The 22,051-nt window shown below is 34.5% G+C and carries 20 protein-coding genes and 1 other RNA gene; 9 read left to right on the top strand and 12 right to left on the bottom strand.

The window, feature by feature from the left end; translation table 11 throughout:
• Positions 1-4: 4 nt before the first annotated feature.
• From ACLJX0_RS06650 to ACLJX0_RS06635, 4 genes are read right to left on the bottom strand one after another with little or no spacing between them, the layout of a single operon-like run.
• Positions 5-1,918: a hypothetical protein gene (locus ACLJX0_RS06650; RefSeq protein ID WP_410879341.1), complete on the bottom strand. Its 1,914-nt coding sequence runs from the start codon at positions 1,916-1,918 to the stop codon at positions 5-7.
• Positions 1,918-4,389, bottom strand: coding sequence for an ATP-binding protein (locus ACLJX0_RS06645; protein ID WP_410879340.1), 2,472 nt, complete (start codon positions 4,387-4,389; stop codon positions 1,918-1,920). Before ACLJX0_RS06645 ends, ACLJX0_RS06650 begins: the two co-directional genes overlap by 1 nt.
• Positions 4,389-5,702, bottom strand: coding sequence for a hypothetical protein (locus ACLJX0_RS06640; protein ID WP_410879339.1), 1,314 nt, complete (start codon positions 5,700-5,702; stop codon positions 4,389-4,391). The genes ACLJX0_RS06645 and ACLJX0_RS06640 overlap by 1 nt, the downstream gene beginning before the upstream one ends.
• Positions 5,699-5,905: a helix-turn-helix transcriptional regulator gene (locus ACLJX0_RS06635; protein ID WP_410879338.1), complete on the bottom strand. Its 207-nt coding sequence runs from the start codon at positions 5,903-5,905 to the stop codon at positions 5,699-5,701. The genes ACLJX0_RS06640 and ACLJX0_RS06635 overlap by 4 nt, the downstream gene beginning before the upstream one ends.
• A 234-nt stretch (positions 5,906-6,139) precedes the next feature.
• Between ACLJX0_RS06635 and ACLJX0_RS06630 the strand changes: the two genes are divergently transcribed.
• Positions 6,140-6,988 carry an RteC domain-containing protein gene (locus ACLJX0_RS06630; protein ID WP_410879337.1) on the top strand — a complete coding sequence of 283 codons (849 nt, stop codon included), beginning with the start codon at positions 6,140-6,142 and terminating at the stop codon, positions 6,986-6,988.
• Positions 6,989-7,109: 121 nt separating this feature from the next.
• On the top strand, positions 7,110-7,439 hold the full coding sequence (locus ACLJX0_RS06625) for a helix-turn-helix domain-containing protein (RefSeq protein WP_410879336.1): 330 nt from the start codon (positions 7,110-7,112) through the stop codon (positions 7,437-7,439).
• A gap of 114 nt (positions 7,440-7,553) precedes the next feature.
• Here ACLJX0_RS06625 and ssrA read toward each other — a convergent pair.
• Positions 7,554-7,950, bottom strand: a transfer-messenger RNA (tmRNA) gene (gene ssrA, locus ACLJX0_RS06620).
• A gap of 164 nt (positions 7,951-8,114) precedes the next feature.
• Between ssrA and ACLJX0_RS06615 the strand changes: the two genes are divergently transcribed.
• From ACLJX0_RS06615 to ACLJX0_RS06605, 3 genes are all read left to right on the top strand, one after another.
• Positions 8,115-9,320, top strand: a complete 1,206-nt coding sequence (locus tag ACLJX0_RS06615; RefSeq protein ID WP_410879335.1) for an NAD(P)-dependent oxidoreductase — start codon at positions 8,115-8,117, stop codon at positions 9,318-9,320.
• Between the two features lie 294 nt (positions 9,321-9,614).
• The gene (locus ACLJX0_RS06610) at positions 9,615-10,043 is read left to right on the top strand and encodes an acyl-CoA thioesterase (RefSeq protein ID WP_002992508.1); all 429 of its coding nucleotides are present in this window, start codon (positions 9,615-9,617) and stop codon (positions 10,041-10,043) included.
• 218 nt (positions 10,044-10,261) lie between these two features.
• Entirely contained in the window at positions 10,262-11,158 is an 897-nt protein-coding gene (locus ACLJX0_RS06605) for a 3-hydroxyacyl-CoA dehydrogenase (RefSeq protein ID WP_410879334.1), read from the top strand.
• A gap of 120 nt (positions 11,159-11,278) precedes the next feature.
• Here ACLJX0_RS06605 and prmC read toward each other — a convergent pair whose 3' ends face one another.
• The gene (gene prmC / locus ACLJX0_RS06600) at positions 11,279-12,118 is read right to left on the bottom strand and encodes a peptide chain release factor N(5)-glutamine methyltransferase (protein ID WP_410879333.1); all 840 of its coding nucleotides are present in this window, start codon (positions 12,116-12,118) and stop codon (positions 11,279-11,281) included.
• Positions 12,119-12,163: 45 nt separating this feature from the next.
• On the opposite strand from prmC, the gene ribD reads away from it, so the two are divergent.
• Positions 12,164-13,234 carry a bifunctional diaminohydroxyphosphoribosylaminopyrimidine deaminase/5-amino-6-(5-phosphoribosylamino)uracil reductase RibD gene (ribD, locus tag ACLJX0_RS06595; protein ID WP_410879332.1) on the top strand — a complete coding sequence of 357 codons (1,071 nt, stop codon included), beginning with the start codon at positions 12,164-12,166 and terminating at the stop codon, positions 13,232-13,234.
• Positions 13,234-13,866: an IMPACT family protein gene (locus ACLJX0_RS06590; RefSeq protein WP_410879331.1), complete on the top strand. Its 633-nt coding sequence runs from the start codon at positions 13,234-13,236 to the stop codon at positions 13,864-13,866. Before ribD ends, ACLJX0_RS06590 begins: the two co-directional genes overlap by 1 nt.
• A 16-nt stretch (positions 13,867-13,882) precedes the next feature.
• Here the strand turns inward: ACLJX0_RS06590 and ACLJX0_RS06585 are convergent, their stop codons facing one another.
• Positions 13,883-14,686, bottom strand: coding sequence for an EamA family transporter (locus tag ACLJX0_RS06585; protein ID WP_410879330.1), 804 nt, complete (start codon positions 14,684-14,686; stop codon positions 13,883-13,885).
• Positions 14,687-14,968: 282 nt separating this feature from the next.
• On the opposite strand from ACLJX0_RS06585, the gene ACLJX0_RS06580 reads away from it, so the two are divergent.
• Both ACLJX0_RS06580 and ACLJX0_RS06575 read left to right on the top strand, forming a co-directional pair.
• Entirely contained in the window at positions 14,969-16,123 is a 1,155-nt protein-coding gene (locus ACLJX0_RS06580; protein WP_410879329.1) for an AAA family ATPase, read from the top strand.
• Between the two features lie 6 nt (positions 16,124-16,129).
• Positions 16,130-16,753, top strand: coding sequence for a hypothetical protein (locus ACLJX0_RS06575; RefSeq protein ID WP_410879328.1), 624 nt, complete (start codon positions 16,130-16,132; stop codon positions 16,751-16,753).
• Between the two features lie 65 nt (positions 16,754-16,818).
• Here ACLJX0_RS06575 and ACLJX0_RS06570 read toward each other — a convergent pair whose 3' ends face one another.
• From ACLJX0_RS06570 to ACLJX0_RS06550, 5 genes are all read right to left on the bottom strand, one after another.
• Complete coding sequence (locus tag ACLJX0_RS06570) at positions 16,819-17,379, bottom strand: hypothetical protein (protein ID WP_410879327.1); 561 nt, start codon at positions 17,377-17,379, stop codon at positions 16,819-16,821.
• Positions 17,380-17,475: 96 nt separating this feature from the next.
• Entirely contained in the window at positions 17,476-18,042 is a 567-nt protein-coding gene (locus ACLJX0_RS06565) for a hypothetical protein (protein ID WP_410879326.1), read from the bottom strand.
• A gap of 54 nt (positions 18,043-18,096) precedes the next feature.
• Positions 18,097-19,131 (bottom strand): cytochrome-c peroxidase, encoded by a 1,035-nt coding sequence (locus ACLJX0_RS06560; protein ID WP_410879325.1) that lies wholly within the window; start codon positions 19,129-19,131, stop codon positions 18,097-18,099.
• A gap of 43 nt (positions 19,132-19,174) precedes the next feature.
• A complete protein-coding gene (locus ACLJX0_RS06555) occupies positions 19,175-20,044 on the bottom strand; it encodes an MbnP family protein (protein WP_410879324.1) in 870 nt (289 codons plus the stop codon).
• Between the two features lie 22 nt (positions 20,045-20,066).
• The gene (locus ACLJX0_RS06550; protein WP_410879323.1) at positions 20,067-22,049 is read right to left on the bottom strand and encodes a TonB-dependent receptor plug domain-containing protein; all 1,983 of its coding nucleotides are present in this window, start codon (positions 22,047-22,049) and stop codon (positions 20,067-20,069) included.
• Between the last annotated feature and the right edge of the window lie 2 nt (positions 22,050-22,051).

Below are 22,051 nucleotides of genomic sequence, written 5' to 3'. Positions count from 1 at the left end.
AAAATTATGAAGTAAAATCATGTTCAAAGGCATTTCTCGACAAATACAACATAAAGTTCTGTAGCAAATCATCTGAATAGGGAGATTTATAATGTCTTTCCCTTTGAATATTGAAAGAAAAAATACGATTTTGTGAATCATAATTATTAATATGATTCAGACTAAAACTATCAAAATTTTCAATGGAATAAATACTTTCTTCTAGTGCTTTTAGATGGTTTTCTAAATCTTTTTTTTCGGTTTTAATTGGATTTAATTTTTCAATAATTTTTGTTTTATCCTCTTGACTAAGTTTGCCAAAATCATTTGTAGATTCTCTTATCGTAGTAGCAAGCTCTTCAATTTTTGGATTTATTAAGCTCTTTATGTGGATGAATGATTTGATTTTTTCTTCTAATACAGATAGTTTTTCAAAAATATGAGAATAGCGTTTTTTCCAAGGGAAATGGATAACATCATTATCTAGTTCTGGCATAGTCATATTAATAAAAGACTCTCCTGCTTCATTAAAAACAGTTAAATCAAGATAATCCAGTGAAAGAACTTTAAACTCTGGAAAGTAAGCACAAAGAATTTTTTCTGGAGTATTAGTTGGAGATAAAACTTCCTGTTTTGTATGATTCAATTGCTCTTTTGAAAATTCTCTAAGAGGAATTAAAAACGCATTATTATAATTTTTACTTCTTGAACCACATTCGGTATCTTTTGCTCTTATAGCAAGATTACACGGCTGTACTAATAGCACAAAAAGTTTTCCTTTTATATTAAAAATATCTCCATTAGATATTGGTAAGTGAAGTTTATTAACAAGGTCTCCTTTTAAGTATAATTCACTATTTCTTAAATCAATTAGCTGCTGATTGGGTATTTTTGAAATGTATCCTGTATCCGCATTGTCTATTAATCTAATTCTTTCTATAGAACTATTAAATTTCTTTCTGATATCTGAATCTGAAATCATATTAAAATTTTCTTCTTTAGACAATATACCATAAAGCCTGAAAAGTGTACTTACTTCCCAAATCCCTTCTTTTAAAGACGATTTTTGAATAATTTGATTGAAAGTTTTTGGCGTTATATCATCAATTCTTTGCCAAGCTTTTTCATTCGATTTTTTCAAAACATCTGCTGATTCTTGCTTTAAAATTTCAACGTGAGGTTGTAACAATAGATTTTTTATACCTTCAGAAAATCCTGCAATAAGAGGATCGAAATAGTACCGATATTTTGATACTGTATAAAATTTAGCTTTGTTAATCCCATATTGAGCTGCATATTCTAATCTAATTTCATCTTCCTGTTCTTCTCTGAACTTATGAGAAAAGATTCCACAAACTACTTTTTCACTAACATCTTCTTGTTCTAAAAGCAGATGTGCTAACTGAGCACCATTTCTGCCCTCAATTAACTTATTTCCACTTTGAAATTCAAAATCAAATAGACATATCGCTCTTTTTCCTTCTTCTAGACCTTTCAATAATGCATAATCATTCTGCTTCCATTGATCTGGTGTCATTGGAACAACTTTATTTCCAAAATAGCTTATTATCTCTAAAGCAGGTATAACATTAGCACTTTCATCATCATTTTCAAATCTGCAAACTTCATTCAACAAAACTCCTTTTTGTTCTGATTCATCCCATAGTTTATTTATTAATTCATCTGGGCCATCCCAATTGAATTCCGAAAAACTACCTCCATCGATATATTTTTGCTGATTCTTTAGACTTTTTACTCTGCCAACAAACTCTGCTTTCTGACCTTCAATATCAAATTTATCATCTACATAGATGATATGGGCTATATTTTCTGTATCTAATAAATTAACTGTCGTTTCTATTGCTTTACTTCGCAAATCTTCATTTGGTAAGACAGCAGAAGCTTCCCCTTGAATAGTAGTTGATGCATTATTCTCCATTAGCTCACAATGATGTTAGAAAGGTTAATAGCAAAAATATATTTTCTCTTATGTTCATTTCGGGTTGGTTCTAATACTATAGTACATCCCGATGAATCCAATAATTGTTGAATAATAAATAATCCCAAACCTCTTCCTTCACCTTTAGGCTTTGTCGTTACAAATGGCTCAAAGATTTGGTTTTCCACTGCTGGAGCTATTCCGTAACCATTGTCAGAGATATAAATCCATGGTGATTCTATTTTGATACTAATAGAAGGAATAAATTGGGGTTCATTTTTCCTTCGTTCAATAAGCCAATATTCAGAGTTATTTACAATATTGTCAATAATCTGAACTAATTTCCCTCTGTTTACTGTGATTGAAAAATTATCTTCTTGGAGAATATTAAACTTAATATTCTGCTTTTCGAATCTACTTTTGTAATATTCTTTTTCCTCATTAAAGAATTCTGACAAACTAAAAGTTGACTTTTTTTCTCTATTATATTTTAACGCTGGGTCAAGGTGTTTTAATTGGGTTTTTAAACCATTCACTGTCGTATTTATATACTCAATAAAAACATAGATATCCGAATCACTTAATTTTTTTCCCTGAAGTTTTGTAGCATAAAAAGATGCCTTTTCTGCTAATCTATCCGCTATTGAAGCAAACTCGTGACTTACAGATTCGGCAGTTAATCCTAAACTTGCTAATTCTGAAAAATTAGTTAACTGTTCTTCTAAAATCTGGATTTTAGGTTCAAGTATATCAATAACTTCATTTAATTTTTCCGTTTTCGCAATAACTGTTTCAAGTCTTTCTAGAGTGCTCTCAATTGCTTTTAACTCTCCAGTAAGTGAATCTATTCTTTGAGCAGTTTCCTTTTCTAAATCTGTTGTGAAAAGAGGATCATTTTTAACCTTTTGGCTTGTGTCAGCAAGAACTCTGATTGAATTATTTACTTGGGATTTAGCTTTTTTAAAATCCTCCTTTACATCTTCTGTTTTAGCTTGGGTATCTTTGAGTTCTTTAAATGCCTGATTAACTGTTTTTATACCACTATTTTCAACCTTATATACGTTAATAAAGTCATTGTAATTTCTCCTAATAGATCTCTGGTATAAGTTGATTTGATCTTTTACGAAATGGATTAGTGTAAAGAAGTTTCTTGAGTACGGATTTGATATTAAACCAGACCTGTCTGTCTTATCTTTTAGCTCATAATTAGTTCCTTCATCTATTGCAACATAACCAATTACGTTGTCAGGTCTTAAATCATAAAATGATGTTTTTGTTTGAGAGCTTGATAGTCCTAACCAGTCTTTATTGCTGTCGTCAATACCATATGGTAAAACAGCAAAACCATTCCTATAAATCTTAATACCTATTTGAGCTTGGGCAAAATCTCTGTAACTTTCGAATTTTCCAAAAATATCTTTTATAGTATCCTCATCTTTCAATTGCTCTTCTTTATACGAAAATTCATTAATAGTACCAGAAAATTCTCCAGGATTTGCCTTTTCTCCATCAAAAATTTCTAGTTTTATATCTATATCTAAATCAAATTTTCTTTCAAAATTTATAAAATACGGATTATCAGATTTTTTTAAATCACTTATTTTATTTTGTAAATACTCATATAACTTTTTCCCATTATCAACTTCAACAAAATTGTGATAAGCGCTTTTTGAGTCAATATCATTTCCTAAAAATTTAGCCAATCTTGTTTTTCCTGAAATAGTAAGGATGCCATTTTTAATGCCAAAATCAAAAGTTGAAATAGCTAAATCCGATAAACCATCATTAAACTTATCTAATTCTATAGATTGTCCATTAACTTTAAGATAAACTTCAAAAGGTCTGTTTTCTTTATATGGAGATATTACTTGTAGAATTTGTCCCTTAAACTTCTCTAAGTTTTTACCTTGCCAAACTTCAGAATTATTAAGGTCAGTTAATAAAAGTGTTGTCCCTTTCTTTTTTTTACTATTGAAAGATTCATATTTTACATTAACATCACTTAATGCTTCTTCTATTTCAAAATCTTTCCAATTGAAAGCTATATGGGTTCCTTGTTCATTTAACTTATTGGTAAAAATCTCACAGATATTAGCAAGCCTTTGTGTACTCAACCTTCCTAGACCTTTTTCTCCTAGAGGTGTTCTGCCTTCAGGCGTTTTTTCTTTAGGTCCATTTTGATTTCTTTTATTAGAATATGAGATCAATAACCAAGACTTCATAATGGTCTTTTCATCCATTCCAAATCCGTCATCTTCAACTGCTATAAATCCTTTCTGGTTTGGATAGAAAACGTTGTCTTTTACATACTCACCACTAGTATTAATTTCAATAGACACGTAAGTTGCATCCGCATCATAAGAGTTTTTAATTAACTCTAAAAGTGCTGTAACTTCATCTGGGACAAGTTGTTCACCTAATTGTTTAACTATATGAGGCGTTATATCGAAATGGTATTTTTGTTTAGCCATCAGTTCGTCTTTTTGAAAATTAGTATTTTCTCTTTACTCATCATATTTGAAAAATTGTTTCTCCCTGGCATCCTCTTACTTAAAATTTCTCGTTCCAAATCTGTAAATAAACTAACGCCCTTGTGTGTAAATAGTTCTTTTAGGATAAGGTCATTTTGTACTACTTGTTTATTTACATTTCGGTTACCAATTGTCCAAACCAAAAAGGAATCTTTTTTCATACGAGGAAGCATTTTATCAATACTATTATCCAAATCATTTATAAACCTTGTAACCTTCTCTGCTTTTTTCTTTTCGTTGTCTTTAAACTGAGTTACAAACTTTTTCAATGTTTTAGACTTCTCAAAAACTCTCTCTTCAATCTCATTTATACTCTCCTTGACCTGTCCTCCTAAACTTTTATTATCAATTGACTGGGCTGTCTTTAAGTAATCAATTGTAATGGAATCATCAATATCTTCAACTGGTATCCACTGTAATGGCAGATATGAAAACTGACCATAGGTTACAGTGGTCTGATTATCGCCGTAAGGCGGTGATGTAACCAGAAGATTGAAGGTTTTTTTTGTTTTAATTTCCGAATTTGTATCTCCCCAAACTACATCAATGTTTTTAACGTATTTCTCCTTTTTTATATAACCACTTTGTATGAGTACGGAAATATAATCACTAATATTTTTGATGTTCTTTTTAGAAACAGAAGTAAAGGTTTTTATCGCAGAAATTTGTCTTGAATTTATTTCTTCAATAGGTCGCATATGCATCTTAAAAGTGGATGTCCTATCATTACTTGTTAACCTTATTGTTTCAGCTAACACTACCCAAAAGAACTTTCTTGTTTTTAGATTTGGCTCTCTTCGGATAGCTCGATATACTTTTGATAATTCAATCTGAATATCTTTAGTAAACCATTTATCAATATTTATGAAAGATATTTCTATGACATCAGAATTATCATCGTTAATGGAACTAATAACTCTTTTTTCTGCATCAATAAGCTCTTCTTTTTGATAGAAACTAGTCTTTACCTGGCTTAATAAAATAGATAATGGATTTATATCTTGACCAAAAACATTCATTCCGTATTTCATCCCTGTTACAAGCGTATTTGAGGCTCCCATAAATGGATCCATCAATGATACATTTTTGTTTAAAGCATAAGAGAGTGCTTCAATGATTGGCTCCTGAACTGATGGAACCATCATAGCAGGATAATTCAGAATGCTCCTAGCAAAATCACTTCTAGAGTAATTCTCCCCATTCAACGTTTCAGAGCTTATAGCTTCAATATGCCTTTTTAGGTTTTCACTCACTTTGTTGGATTTATTAATTCTCTGACATCAACATCTAATTGACTTGCAATCTCTACTAATGTTTCCAGAGACGGTTGCATTTCATTGTTACACCATCTTGATACGGTTGTGGGGCTTTTTTTCATTTTTTCTGCTAATGATTTATTAGCTATGTTTTTTTCCGCCAATACCACTCGAATTCTATTAATATAGTTTTTTGTCATAAAAATAGGGTAATACGCAAAGATATGAACAATATACATCAATCCTAACCAACTTGAAAATATTTCATTCTGTTTATTTATTAATATAACGAAATCGACTTGGTTAAACTGTAAACTAAGCATATCGTCTATCTAAAATCTTCCCTGACTTCGTCCTGTCTCATGAAAAAAGCTCACAACTAATGCTAAAATTTGGGCAGGAGTAATGTCTTTTTTTAATAAACCTTTAGTATTATGAGACACCTATTACACAAAATCGTCTCCGACATACAGAAACAGGAGCATAAGTTCTCTGTGGAGGCTTCGAGCTTTATAGACGAAGCTTACAGAATGACGGTATACCTGAAAGAACTTCTCGGAGACGTGAAAGAAGATATAATAAACGAGGGATTTACTACAAAGGAAGACGAAATTCTTTTCTTTAAACAGATAAAACCAACTGTTCTGGGTAAACTCATCTATTACAACAAGGTATTTAGGATTGAGAGTGCATGCCCTGCAAGTAGTGGAAATATCTACGAAGGTTATTTTGCTATGCACCTGCGTGAGCTCAAACAGGAATACACCGAGCATGTCTGCAATTCCGATTTTTACCGCTACTACCGTTCCGGCAGAACTGACCGTGACGAGCAATATTTTACACTTGGCAACATCAACTGCTATGATGGATTAAACAGCTTCGTGTTTGAAATCGATACCAAATTTTCGACATACTTTGATTATAAAGTGGCGAAAATCATAGCCAACGAATTAGTGTACAATTACCTGGCGACCAAACTAAGCCCCGAACAAAATCCCGATGTATTGCTCCAACACGAAGAAACAAAAGACTTCTTTTGGACACAGACAAAAAACGCCCTTATCGAATTGATTTATGCACTATACGCCTGCGATGCCATTTCGCACGGGAAAATAGGCATCCGCAAAATCAGCATGGTATTTCAAATCCTGTTCCGCATTTCATTGAATGATATACATAACAGCTTCCACCGAATGAAAACCCGTGCAGGTTCACGGACACTGTTTTTAGACCAACTAAAACAAAGTTTAGAAGAATATATGGACAGGGAAGACAACCTGTAATTTTCATCTTTTCCTACCAATAATAGGATAGCATCAATCGGTGCTGTCCTTTTTTTGTGCGTTTGCCGATATGTGTCTATCGGCAAATTGGTCGTATGGCATACCGAGCCATTGACCAAAAGTGCCAAAAGCCCCTAAGGCTGAAAAACTTGGAATGACACAAGCTGGATATAGTAAAATTGAAAGCGGGACTTCTAAGCTGTCTTATAGTAAGATTGAGAGCATAGCTAAAGTTCTTGGAATAGAAATAGAAGAGCTATTAGCATTTGACAGCCAAAAGTATTTTAATAGCTTTAATAATGTAAAAGGAAGTAATAACGGAAGCGTTACAATACAAGTTGATAATGATGTTAAAAAACTGTATGAAGAGAAAATAGCGCTACTAGAAAAACTTTTACAAATTAGAGAAGATCAATTAGAAAGATATAAAAGTATTTATGGATATATTTAATAAAGCTTCTAGTAACTAATTAGATCTAAAGCTAATCTTTAAAAGTTTCTTCCGTACATTTTATACAAACACAAAAGCCTAACTACTTAATTGTTAGCAGTTAGGTTTTTATTTCGGTGGAGTCGCCGAGAATCGAACTCGGGTCCAAACAAGCAATCAGAGAGCTTTCTACACGTTTAGTTTCAACTTGAATTTTCGATCAGCAGCTTGGTTTGAAACAACCACTACTAACTTAGCCTCTAAGAATTCGGAAGATGTCCGAGACACTAACCTTCCTAGGTTTATTTTACGGTTCCCCTCAACAAAGCGCCACAAACCAAGGCTCTTAAGGAGAATCTAGCTCTTCCACCTGGTGGAAACTAAGGCAATCCTACTATAATTCAGATTATGCAGCTAAAGCGTAATTATTTTCGCCGTTTAAAAAGTTCGTTGTCTGATATTTACGAGCTAAACAACCACGCTCGACGTGCTTACTGACTAATTCCACTCGCTGTCAAAACCGATCGACCCCTTGTAGTATTCTTTTTGTAAGAGATTGCAAAATTACAATTTATAAATAAACAATACAACCTTTAACGCTGAAAAAACTGCGGTTTTTTGGAATAACAGAGAAATACAGCTATATTTGCCAGAACCACCCTCAAAAAACGAAACAACTAATTTAGTATACATATTATGAAGATTGGCATTATTAAGGAACGTAAAAGTCCTCCTGATAGACGTGTTGTGTTTACACCTGAAATTCTAGAAAAAGCATTACAAACTTTTGAAACCCTAGAAGCAGTCGTAGAACCTTCACCCATCAGAATCTTTCCTGACCAAGCGTATGCTGACAAAAACATTACACTAAGCAATGATTTATCAGATTGCGATGTTTTACTAGGCGTAAAGGAGGTTCCTGTAGAGGCTTTATTACCCAACAAAACCTACTTCTTTTTCTCCCATACCTTAAAGGAACAAGAATACAATAGAAACATTTTACAAACCTGTTTGGCAAAAAACATTCGCCTCATTGACCATGAAACACTAGTTGATGGCAATAACAAGCGATTAATTGGTTTTGGCCGTTATGCAGGTATCGTTGGAGCATACAATACACTGCGCGCTTTTGGTTTGAAGTACGAACTGTTTACTTTGAAAAAGGCAGAGCAAATGCTACATACCGAAGACTTAATCGCTCAGTTGAGAAAGCAGTATTTCCCACCAATTAAAATTGCCGTAACAGGAAATGGCAAAGTAAGTCACGGGATTATGGAAATTTTAAATGGGATGAAAGCCAAAAAAGTTTCCATTGAACACTTCTTGACTCAAAAATACGATGTGCCTGTTTACACCCAATTAGAGGTCATGGATTACTACAAACGCATCGATGGGACAGCAGCAAGTAAAGCTGATTTTTACGCTAATCCAGAGCAGTATGAAAGTAATTTTGAACGCTTTACGAAAGTGACAGATGTGTTGATTACTGGTCATTTCTTTAAACATGGTTCACCAAAGATTTTGACTAGAACTATGCTAAATGCTATTGATAATAAAATTCAAGTAGTAGGGGATGTGTCTTGTGACGTCGATCATGGACCTATTGACAGTACCTTGAGAGCTTCTACCATAGCTGATCCGTTCTATGGCTATCATCCAGGTAAGAATGAAGAGGTAGAGTTCGATCATCCCGCAGCGATTACGGTCATGGCAATTGATAATTTACCTTGTGAATTACCTAAAGATGCAAGTGAAGGATTTGGACAAGTCTTTTTAGAAACTATTTTACCTGCTTTCTTTAATGGAGATAAGGATCAAATCTTGGCGCGTGCAACCATGACACAAGATGGCCGCTTAACGGAGCGTTTTGCTTACCTTCAAGATTACGTAGACGGGAAATAAAACAAATTTTTGGCATATTTGAACCTTATATTTGTTAAGAGTATGCCAAAAACAAATATTGTTTGAAAAATTCCTAAAAAAATAGTTTTACTCCGTATATTTGTTGCGAAATTTACAATCTCAAAAAAGGTTAAATAAAAGATAATCTAGCAATTGCCAGTAAATGCTTTTAAATCCATAAGGGATCATACTTTTTATCTTTAAATTGATACTAAAAAGCGATGAAAACCCAAACAAAAGAGGAGGTATTTTCCAAACAACAAGTCTAGTATTTTAATTGTTCAAGATAAAACTATGGAAGGTGAATTAACAAGCAAGGAGCTGCGTATTCAAAAAAAGATTAAAGATTCAGAAACTCACGTTTTTAGAACGGTATTCCCAGGACAAACCAATCACCATGGTACTATGTTTGGAGGAGCTGTTTTAGCCATAATGGATGAAATCGCCTTTATGACCGCTACTCGCTTTTGCCGTAAACCAATTGTTACTGTATCCAGTGATAAAATCGATTTCAATCAACCGATTCCCGTAGGAACGTTGGTGGAATTAATCGGAACTGTAGTACGTGTAGGACGTACGAGTTTAGATGTTCGCGTAGATGTTTTTGTAGAAAGCATGTACAGAGAAGGTCGTGAAAAAGCAATCTCGGGTAACTTTACCCTAGTGGCAATTAACGAAAGTAAACGCCCAGTACCCGTTATGGATGAAATTGAAACGTTTTAACGTGATAAAATAAAGGAAAAGCTACTGATTCAGTAGCTTTTTTTTGTTTTCGTATCTTCCAGTATAGGCTCCACTCGTACTTGAAAAATAGGAGAACGGCAACCTCATTCGATTAGTATTTTTTTAAAAACTAAAAATAAACAACAAACAGCTACAAAAATTAGTTAATTAAACAGGGGATTCGTAATTTTAGTGGACAACCTATTTATCAAAAAAAGATGAAAATAAAAAATGTCACCGTTGCTGGAAGCGGGGTTTTAGGCTATCAGATCGCCTTTCAAACAGCCTTTCACGGATTTAATGTTACTGTTTACGATATCACAGAGGAGGCAATTGCCCAAGCAAAAGCAAAATTTGATCCATTAAGTGAGCGATTTAAAAAAGATTTAGCTGCAACAGATGAACAAATTGCTCAAACCAAAGCCAATTTGTCATATTCTAGTGATTTAAAAGAAGCTACTGCAACAGCAGATTTGATTATTGAAGCGGTTCCGGAAAGTTTAAAAATCAAAGTAAGCTTTTACCATCAATTAGCGGAAGTAGCACCTGCGCATGCGATTTTTGCGACGAATTCTTCTACTTTATTACCGAGTCAATTTGCCGAAGCCACCCAGCGACCAAAACAATTTGTCGCTTTGCATTTTGCCAATGAAATATGGATACACAATACAGCCGAGATCATGGGACATGCAGAGACAGATCCGCAAGTCTTTGATGAAGTCGTTGCTTTTGCAAAAGCCATTGGTATGATCACTTTGCCTTTACACAAAGAACAACCAGGCTATATTCTAAACTCTTTATTGGTTCCTTTACTAGATGCAGCTACTAATTTGCTGGTGAATGAAGTAGCCGATGCTCATACCATTGACAAAACCTGGATGGCGGCTACAGGTGCCCCTACAGGTCCTTTTGGTATTTTGGATATCGTTGGTATTACGACAGCTTATAACATCAATAAAATGGCTGCTGATGCTACCCAAGACCCACTTAAAATCAAAACGGTAGATTACCTAAAACGCGAGTTTATCGATAAAAATAAACTAGGTGTTGGAACAGGTGAAGGATTTTATACCTATCCAAATCCAGCCTATTTAGAGAAAGATTTTTTAAAGTAAATCTCATCAAAATAACTAAAAAAGGACTTAAATGCCACTGGTATTTAAGTCCTTTTTTAATTAAAGTAATACTTTAATTAATATTATGTAAAACACATAATATCATGATACTATAGTGTGTTAAATACTTGATTTAGTCATGCGGTCGTTTTGGAGTAAGTCCTGACGCAGAACGGTTTGACTAAAGCCAATGGAAGTTAAGAGTTCAACCATTTCCTTTCCTAAATATTGATTGATTTCATAAAACAATTGTCCTTGAGGAGCTAAATTTACATAAGCTAATTGAGCAATCTTTCGATAGAAGATAAGGGGATCACTATCTTCAACAAATAAAGCCGTATGAGGCTCATAATCCATAACATTCTTTTTGATTTCTATTTTTTCTAACTGGCGAATATAAGGGGGATTGGAAACAATCACATCATAGGTTTCCATTAGTTCTGTTGCAGTCAAAATATCTTGTTGTACAAAAGCAACATCTACGCCAAGTGCAATCGCATTTTCTTTAGCCATGGCCAAGGCTTCAGCCGAGATGTCTAATAAAGTAACCTGACTCTGAGGTAATTCTTTAGCTAAAGTTAAGCCAATACAACCACTACCTGTGCCAATATCCAAAATACGAACAGGTATATCTTGGGGTACAGAAGCAATAATCCATTCTACCAATTCTTCTGTTTCTGGTCGGGGAATTAAGGTATGTTCGTTGACTTGAAATGTATAGCCATAAAAATACGCCCTATTAAAAATATGCTGAATCGGTTTTTGATTAGATAGTGCTTCTAAAACTAGGGTCCATTCTTTTGGTTGCGTTGTTGTTAATTCAGGTTGCATGACCAAATCAATACGCGTTTTGCCTTCCAATTCTGCCAAACAGAATAGAAACAATTGTTGAGCTTCAACTTCGTCATAAATAGGAGTAAGCTGGGTAATGAACTGGTCTTGGAGTAATTTTATCAACATAGTTTAAAGGTTAAACGCAATGGGTTTAGCTAAAAAGAATTAAATTTGTTCAAAGATACAGTTTTATCAATGTTGGAAAAAGACGAATACTATATTTCTCGCTGCGTACAATTGGCCAAACAAGGAACCTTTGCAGCTATGCCGAATCCTTCAGTAGGCGCAGTTGTGGTGTATAAGAATCAGATTATAGGAGAGGGGTTTACTTCCGCCTACGGGGGAGCTCATGCAGAGGTCAATGCGATTGGGAATGTTAAAAATCAGGCACTACTCAAAGAAAGCACACTTTATGTGAGCTTAGAACCTTGTAGTCATTTTGGTAAAACGCCTCCTTGTTGTGATTTGGTCATTGCCAAACAGATTCCCCGCGTCGTAGTAGGAACGATTGATCCTTTCGCTAAGGTTTGTGGGATGGGTATTCAAAAAATGAAAGAAGCGGGTATTGAGGTTGTTGTTGGTGTTTTGGAACGAGCATGCCAAGAAAGCAATGTGCGTTTCTTTGCGTTTCATCAAAAAAAACGCCCCTATATTATCCTAAAATGGGCAGAAAGTCAAGAGGGGTATATTGCCCCTTTAGAACGAGCAGAGCAAGCCCCTGTTTGGTTATCTAATACCTATGCGAAGCAATTGGTGCATCAATGGAGAAGTGAAGAGATGGCTTTTTTAGTGGGTACAAACACAGTATTGGACGATAATCCGTCGCTCACCACAAGAACGTGGTATGGCAAGAATCCCGTTCGCATTTATTTGGATCGGACAGGACAAATTGATACTTCTTTTGCTATCAATCAACAACAGGAACCTTCCATTTGTATTACAGCTAATCGAGCACTAAAAACCAATGCTCATACACGCTATTATTATGCAGATTTTGACAAGGATTTAGTGCAGCAAATTTGCAACCTTCTGTATGAATTGCAAATTATGTCTGTGGTTATCGAAGGTGGTTCACAGACTATTCAGCATTTTATTCAGGCAAATTTGTGGGATGAAGCTCGCATTTTTACGAGTGATGTACAACTAGAGGAAGGGATTCCCGCTCCACAATTCGAACAAAAATACCCGAGCAAACGCTATGTATTAGGAAATAATGAATTACATATTTTACACGCCCAATAATGTCAGAAGAAAAAGATTTTTATAAAACCATTAGTCAACCAACCGAAGAAGTCTTATACAAAGAAAAAAACAGCAAGTTTTTTGGCTATGCCTTTCCCATAAAAAAAGAAGAGGAAGTCAAGGAGCACTTAGATCAAATCAAGAAAGTACATTACAATGCGCGCCATTGGTGTTATGCTTTTCAATTGGGAACTGATCCAGTGTACTATCGCGCCAATGATGATGGTGAACCGAGTAATACGGCTGGAGCGCCAATTTACGGTCAAATACAATCCTTTGATTTAACGGATATTTTAATTGTAGTTGTCCGTTATTTTGGAGGTGTAAAACTGGGAGTTGGTGGACTTATTACGGCGTATCGGGCAGCCGCTCAAATGGCCTTGGAAGAAGCGGATATCATTGAATGTACGATTGACAAAAAGTTCAAGGTTCGCTTTGAATACAAAGACATGAATAATGTGATGCGCGTTATCAAAGAACGCAATTTACAATTGGTACAACAAAAGTTAGAAATGACCTGTGAAATTGAACTATCCATTCGAAAAAGTGAGTACCAACAGGCTTTAGAGGCTTTTGAGCCTTACTATGAAGTTAAAGTAGTTGAGGCTTCTGCGGATAATTATAATTCGTGATGTGTGATGGGAAGAGCTAATTTAGCGAAATCACCAATAGGGTAATTGCCAATGCAGCAAGCAGTAAACCAATGATATTTTTACGGTTTAGCTTTTCCTTAAACAAGGTATAACCCAATAAGGTTCCTAAGAAAATAACCCCAAAATTCATTCCAGCAAACACAATAGTGGGGTTGGAGGAGAAGTGCTGATGGGCTTTCATATAGAAAATAATATTAACAAAGTTTAATCCTCCAATAAAAATACCGCAGGCTAGATTGCGTTTGTTTATTTTAAAAATATTCTTTCGTTTGCCTATAGTATAGGCAAACAAGCTCAAAATTAAGGCTGTAGCAAATACATAAAACAAACTTTGGGTGTAGGAAATTGCTGAATAAAGGGCTAATTTTTTAAAGCAAATATCAATCACACCAAATCCCAAAAAAGTACCTAGCAAATAAAAAGTACTTGTATTTGAAGCTGTATTTTGGGTTGTATTTCCCTTATTTAGAATAAAATAGACCGAAATCAATCCTACGCCTAAAGCAAGATAGCGCAGCGTATTTAAGGTTTCGTTAAAAATGAATATAGCAGCTAAGATGGGAATCAGTAAAGATAAACGTTGTGCAATATCGGTTTTAATTAATCCTGCGTACTTAATGGAATAAAACTGGACAACAAAGATTGTTGGCAGTAAAATCCCTAAGGCTGTAATAATACCTAAAGGCATAGCCGCTGAGATTTGCGCTAAATCAACACGGAAAATAAAAAAAGCCAATAAGGAAGTTATAACGTAATTGACAATGATAATTTCAAAGATGTTGATGGGATATTTTTTCATGTACTTAAAAAATACACCCACAGAAACACTGCCAAGGATACTGCAAAGTAAATAGATCATGATTTATATAATAGAAATACAAAAATAGAAATTCTAGGATTCTAGTGACTATAGAGTGGAGTTTAAATTTTCTATTTTACATAATATTAATTATGATATTATTATTGTGATAATCATTATATCGTATTTCAGATACAATTGTTTCTTTTATTTGATGTATATTTGGTTGAGTAATCTTTATCAACACCAAAATAAACTAGATTAAAAGAAAAGTCTCTTCCAATGATAGAATCAATTCATATAAAAAATTTAGGTCCTATAAAGGATATTAGCATCGATCATATCAAACCTCTTACTGTGCTAATTGGTGAATCTGGCAGCGGGAAAAGCACACTTATGAAAGCAATAGCGCTTTTTAGATGGATTTATAAAATGCATAATATTCGTTCCTATTTGAAACATAGTAATATATCTAAATCTCCCTTTAGATTTAGAATGGAAACATATTTTAAAAATTGTGGATTTGAGCAATTTATAACTGAAAAAACAGAAATTAAATATAATTTGAAATTTAAATCTGGTAATTCATATAGTATTGAATATAAGCAAAATAAACTTAATGGCACTGGAAGTTCAGACCTTATAAAAGAAGCTGATTTGTATTTTAATAAAGTAAGTTTTATTTCTGAAACCCGTAATATTATTCCTATATGGTCTGAGAAAGGCTCATCTTCTGGAGGAATGTCTCTAGGTTTTTATTTTAATGAATTATTCGCTGATTTTTATTTAGCTTCTGAAGCTATAAAGGAATTAGAACTCAAATTTTTAAACCTAAAATTTGCTGTTAAACAAACTAAACTTGGTAAAAAATATACAATAAAGTCAACATCAGATGATGCTTTTGATATTGATTTTAAGAATAGTTCATCTGGTACTCAAAATTCAGTTCCTCTGTTGTTGATTACGCAGTATTTTTCTAAAAATTTCAGTTTTGAAGATGCTTTTAATCGTTCCGTTTTAACTTATTTATCTAGTACTAATGACCTTACTAGTTTTAAGGCAATAAAGAATCTAAGTGAGATAAATAAAAAAATATATATTCATATAGAAGAGCCAGAATTGAGTCTTTATCCTGATGCTCAAAATAAATTAATTAGTGATTTAATAGAAAAATGTTTTATTGGAAACGGCAATCCAATCGAACTGTTTTTCTCAACACATAGTCCTTATGTTATCAATCATTTGAATTTACTTATTAAGGCTTTCGATAAGAATAAATTAGTTGATGGAGCTAAAATTAGGTATGAGAACTTGGCCGTATATCAAGTTAGTGGAGGTAAATTAGAAAATTTAATGGTTCAGAATCAACGATTAGTTAATACAAATCCATTATCTGAAACAATAAATGAGACATATGATCAATATAATGCACTTTAATTAACCATGGAATCTCTATTAAAAAATGACTTTACAAGTCATTATAACTTAGCTGCTTCTACTGTATCAAATATTTGTGCAACTACAACAACTGCAACATTTGAATTAAATGATGATAATGTTCTTATTCATACAGTTGTAAATGCTGGAGTAGCAAAATATTCAAATCCTACAAGCGCAGAGGTAACCGTACTTAATTTTGAAGCTTTTATTAATTCATTACCAAATGCTTTTAAGATAGGAAAAGAAAAATGTGATTTACTAGTATATACTAACACAGATTTTTTACTGAATGAATTGACCGATACACTTCCTAAATATGTAACACCTTATCTAAATACCAAAGGTCCTCAACAAGGTAAAAGACAAAAGGCAATCACTCAATTGTATTCTTCATTACAACTAATAATGGAAGTGTCTACAATTCGTGTTTTTATAAATAGACGTAGTATTAGACGTTGCTGTTTTTTTAATAAACAAGCAATAGCTCCAGCAGGAATAACTGCCTCAGTAGCATTTAATAAATTAAATACAATTGCTTCTCAAGGTTTAAAAATGAACAATCCTGCTATAGCGGATTTAGGTTTTGAACTTTGGGAGTTTTCAGGTAATCAAGTCTGTACCATATAAAACTTCTTATCTCTTATAAATGATAACAAATAATAAAAAGCCATAATAATGTTTGTGGCTTTTTACTAGTTGATAAAATCTTTGCGTTGTATAACTTTAAAATTTGGACTAACAAGAATCCCTACAGTATCTATTTTACTAGGATTATTGTCTGTATTTCTTTTTAATAGTGCTTTGACTTGATAAGCAACTAATTTCTTCGCATCTGCTGTTTTTTCTTGAGCAATCACTTCTTCTAATTGCTTCATTAACGGCGCTGCTTTAGCCTCCGTTTCGCTGTATTCTCGTATGGCATTATCAATTTCAATGCGCACGCTGTTTACGGGGTGAATCTTGTACAACAACATATACTGATTCACTGCATGGCGCTGAAGCTCAATAAAAGGTAAATAATCAACTTCTAATTCACTCAACAGCTCCTGTCCTTTTAGTTGCAAACGATCTTTTTCTGTCAATGTATCCACACGAAGTATGGTTAGTTCGTTTTCTTTATTTACAAAATCAATACTCAATTCCTTTGCTACATACGGCTTTACGGTTTCCATCACCCGTGTTGTTAAAGGATCCTGTACGGTAAATGCACTACAAAGGGCAAAACCAAGTAATAGAAAACTAATTCTTTTCATTTCTTATGAATTAAGTAGGTAATTTACATCATTTTTAGTCAATTTGAGAATTAAACGAAAACTTTATTTCATTTTTAGTTGATCGATAGACACAAACTAATAAGCTAGGATATCTTCTACGGGAATTACTTCGAAGCGATCATTCATAAGTACTTGTAAATGGATGTCTTGTTTTCCTTCTTTTTTGGAAGTGTATGTAAAAAATCCGTGTACGCGATACGCCATGAATTGAAGCGAATCGGCAGTTAGACTTTTTTGCTGTGTCTCCTCTATTTGATCTTTTAACGCTTGAAGATCTTCCTCAAACTCTGCACAAGTTTCTTTGACTAAGACAAGTTGTTCTTGGTTTGTTCGCGTTGGATCGATTTCGTTTTGTTGGGTAAAGAACGCTAAATCATCTTTTAATCTTTCATATCGCGGTAGACCTTCCTCTTCCAATTGACGTTGTAATTCATTGGTTTTGAATAGTAAACGTCCTTTTTCAGTCAATGTGTCTACTTTTGTAATGGTAATCTTGTCATTTTTACGATCAAAATCTTCTCCCAACTGAACTTCAAAGAAATGGACTAAACTGGGCATTAATTGGTCTTCTAACTTGGCTTCTTTTACACAAGAACCGAAAATTACTCCAAAACAAAGGATGGAAAGTAAGCGTTTTTTCATTTTATAATTCTTTTCAACAAAGCTAATCAAAAAATGAAAGTCTTACTACTAGAATCATTCGTGTCCGATAAACCCAGCATCGCTTAAGGTTTTCATAAAAGCTACTAATGCTTCTTTTTCACTTGAGGTTAAGGGGATTCGATTCTCATTTTCTTTAAAAATAGGGTCTAAATTTGGTGCATCTAATACACCTTGATCCATGTAGTCCAAGACTTCTTCCAAGGTTTCAAATTGACCAAAGCTTCCATAAGGTGCCGTAAATTCAATATTTCTCAACGTAGGGACTCGAAAACTCATATAGTCATTTAAATTGCCTGTTACACGGGCTCTACCGGCTTCATTTGAATCTGGGTTGAGGGGAAAACCGATATTTCGAAACGTTTGATCGGTAAATAAAGCTCCACTGTGACAACTGGCGCAATGCACTTGAAATAAGGCGTATCCGTTCTTTTCTAAGGGCGTAAAGCTGGCTTCTTTTCGCTTGACTTGATCATATTTGCTATTAGCAGAAATTAAGGTATACTCATATTGAGCGATGCTTTGATAAATTCGCTCTGGCGTAATTTGAGCATCGCCAAAGGTTTTTGTAAACAATATTTGATAGGTATGATCTCCTTCAATTTTAGCAATAATATCCACAACTGAGGCGTGCATTTCTTCTGGTGTAATAATCGGAACAATGACTTGATTTTCTAATTGTCGTTTGCTACCATCCCAATTGTAATATTGCATAAAGGCCAAGTTTTGAATCGGGGGCACATTGCGTAAGCCTACCCTCCCTTCTATTCCAACAGCTTGGGTTTGATGATCGGCATAAGCGGACGCCTGAATATGACAACTACTACAGGAAATGGTATTGTCTCTACTTAAACGGGGATCGAAGAAGAGTTTTTCTCCTAATTCTACACCATATTTAGTGGGTCTGTTTTTTACTACAGCGTCGTTTAGCGCTGGAAAATCAGTTGGAATTGCCAAATCCATTAAGGGATTATCTGGAAGGCTTTTATAACTTTCATCCGAGCTACAAGCGAACATTCCCAAAAGTAGAACCAAAACGCCTATTTTCTTACATATCGTTTGTTTTTTCATAACAATAGGAAAGAGCCATGCAATAACATGGCTCTATAAAACATTAGTTCTTAACTTCTATAATCGAAAACATTCCACTGAGGTCGCTGCTGCCATTTCCTCCTAAATTATCTACAAACTTTGTCATTTGCACCGCTGTATGCACGTTTGGCGTTGCATTGTCATCAGATCCTGTACCTGAACTTAACTTGATGGTATGCGTTTTACCACTCAATAGATGGTTAAAATCTGCTTTAATCACAATGGTTGGTGCATTTTTGCCTACTGTCGCAATACTTGGTAAATCTAAAGTTACATTGCGATATGCATCCACTCCTTGTTGTAATTGCTCATTTTCGCCATCTTCTACTGTACTTCCAGTATGAATGGATAAAGCACTTTGATCAGCGCCATAAAAACCCTCTATTTTGGTGAAACGATAGCCTGTTCCCCATTCCCACATCATTTCTGTATCATTTGCTCCTGCTGCTGCATAGAATTTGGGAAACTTAACCTCATTTAAAACGTTTAAATCACTGCGAACTCCCAATCCAAATTTAATTTGCTTGTAATCTCCTTTTGGAATATCACGCAATACATAGCGTAAACTTTCTGGTTTCGCTTGATTAATTACGGTCGCACCTTCATCTAGATTATTGATGTTATACGGTACTTCTTTTCCGTCATTTTTTACTAAGCGAATGTTGCTAATGACGTATTTTACTTCACTAAAATGATGTACTTGTCCTTCTGCAGACGTGTGTACTGTTGCTGTAGTAGAATTAGCATCGCCTAAAACAATTGTTTTATCTCCAAATGTATTGGTAAATGATAAGGTTACTTTGTTCGCTGCAGATGAGTTATCATCGCTTGAACAAGAAACGAATGCGATAGAAAGTACGGATAAAGTGAGGTATTTTTTTATTGTTTTCATTGTTTTTCTGTATTGTATTGATTTAAAAATTAAGTTTTAAGGACGTATAAATATTGCGTCCCATTCTTGGTATATTGCCCCAATCGGCATAAGTAGAATAATAGGCATCAAACAAATTCTCTGCCCCAATTTGAAAGGTTGCCTTGATGTCTTTAACATAAAAGGAATAGTCTACAGAAGCATTCCAAATGGCATAGGCTGCCGTTTGACTTTCTCCGTATTCTGGACTATAATCGCGTTGTTTGGCATCTCCATGAACCGAAGTTTGAAACCCAAAGTCGTGATAACTATAGTGCAAAGTAGTTTGGTAGCTCAACGGACGAATAAAAGGCAAATTTTCCTTGTCGTTATCTTGTCCTCTTGCATAGGTTAAGCTTCCTTTCCAGTGTAAATTATCCGTTAGATTATAGTGTCCGGATAATGAAAAATTAAATAAGGTAGCATAATCCAAAGAGGTATAACCTTTTACTCCTACAGATTGGTAATTCATAGGACTTCCCAAACTGAGAATACGTCCAATGATATAATCTTTAATATGGAAGTAATTGGCTTGCGCTTGTAGGCCAAATCGATCGCCTTTGTAACTGATACTCGCCTTAATTTCGCGTGAAACCTCATTGTCTAAATCGGGATTTCCAATGTAATCATAGCGATCATAACTGTTGTATATATAATACCCATAGGCTTCTGAAACTGAAGGAGCACGGTGACCATAACCTACTCCTACAAGAAAATTAAATCGCTGTACATCCACTTCATAACTTGCATGCACACTCGGCAAGACTCTTGTTTTTTCTTGAGCGGCACCAGGGTGGAAAATCCAATTGAATTCAATGTACTTGGCTTTGTTGTAATTCACCCCTAATCCACCGCCTACGTGCAATTGACTGGCAGGCGTTAGCTTCAGGGTGTTATTCAACGATAACCCGGCATAGGTTGTCGTTACCCAAGGCCAAGTATAGGCAAACATACTTTGCTTTTCACGATCTTGAGGATACATGCGCATCTCTGCAATGGAAAGGTTATTGTACACATTGAGTTGTGCTTCCGAAGCATAGATACCTTTTTTAAAATCCGCTTTGGAAAGTAAACCATATGTGGTACTCCAACCGGGCATATCCATATGCACCAAATTCTCAGGACGTGTCGTATCATCCATATAATGTTCTATCGCGTTGAAATACGCTTTGGTATCCCAAACTTTAATAGCTTTATCTTCAAATAGTTGCTTGTAGCTAATTGAAGTAATAATTGCACGTGATAACCAAAGGTCCATTGGCAAAGCAGGGTAGCCAACGTCTTTGGCTACATCAAAAATAGCATCTACACGAAGAGCTGATAACTCACTAGTTTTATGTGCAATACCCAAAGAAGTATTGAACTTTTTATACTGAGAGTGATTGACTTCTTCGTTATGTCCATCCTTGTAATTTTGTGCTGTACGATACGCAATACTAGCATCTGTTACCCATTTTTTACTTGCAAAGGAAAGATTTCCTAAGTTATAAAATTGATGGTTATTAAACTCAAAGCCACTTTGATAGCCTCCTATCCATTGATTGTAAGGGCTAAATCCAGTGGTCTTTCGCTTTAAGTCGATACTTCCCGCAATAGTAGACCCGTGCTTCCCTCCTTCTTGTCCAGATTGAATCTCTACGGATGCAAGGTTATTACTTTCGACGTACGAAGTGATAGGATCCATTTTGTCTGTACAAGCCCCGAAGATATGCATCCCATCAATGGTCAGACTTGATCGCTCGGTACTCATATTATTCAATAACGGTTCCCAGGCATAGGCTCCACGTTTAATGAAGCTAATTTGCTCAGATGAAGCCAAGTATTCATCCACAGAAACTCCCATTTTGAGGTCTGTCTTTATTTTTTCTTTGGCTTGGGCTATTACTGCAATTTCATTGAGTACTATAATGCTATCTTGTTCCATTGTAGGTGTTTGAGCCATAGCTCCCATTGATCCGAGGATCAATAAAAAAGATAAACTACGCATAA

The sequence above is a fragment of the Myroides sp. DW712 genome, from assembly GCF_046557355.1.
In the GTDB taxonomy this organism is placed as follows: domain Bacteria; phylum Bacteroidota; class Bacteroidia; order Flavobacteriales; family Flavobacteriaceae; genus Flavobacterium.
The sequence above is the reverse complement of the archived record's forward strand: the minus strand, read 5'-3'. Positions and strand labels throughout refer to the sequence as shown.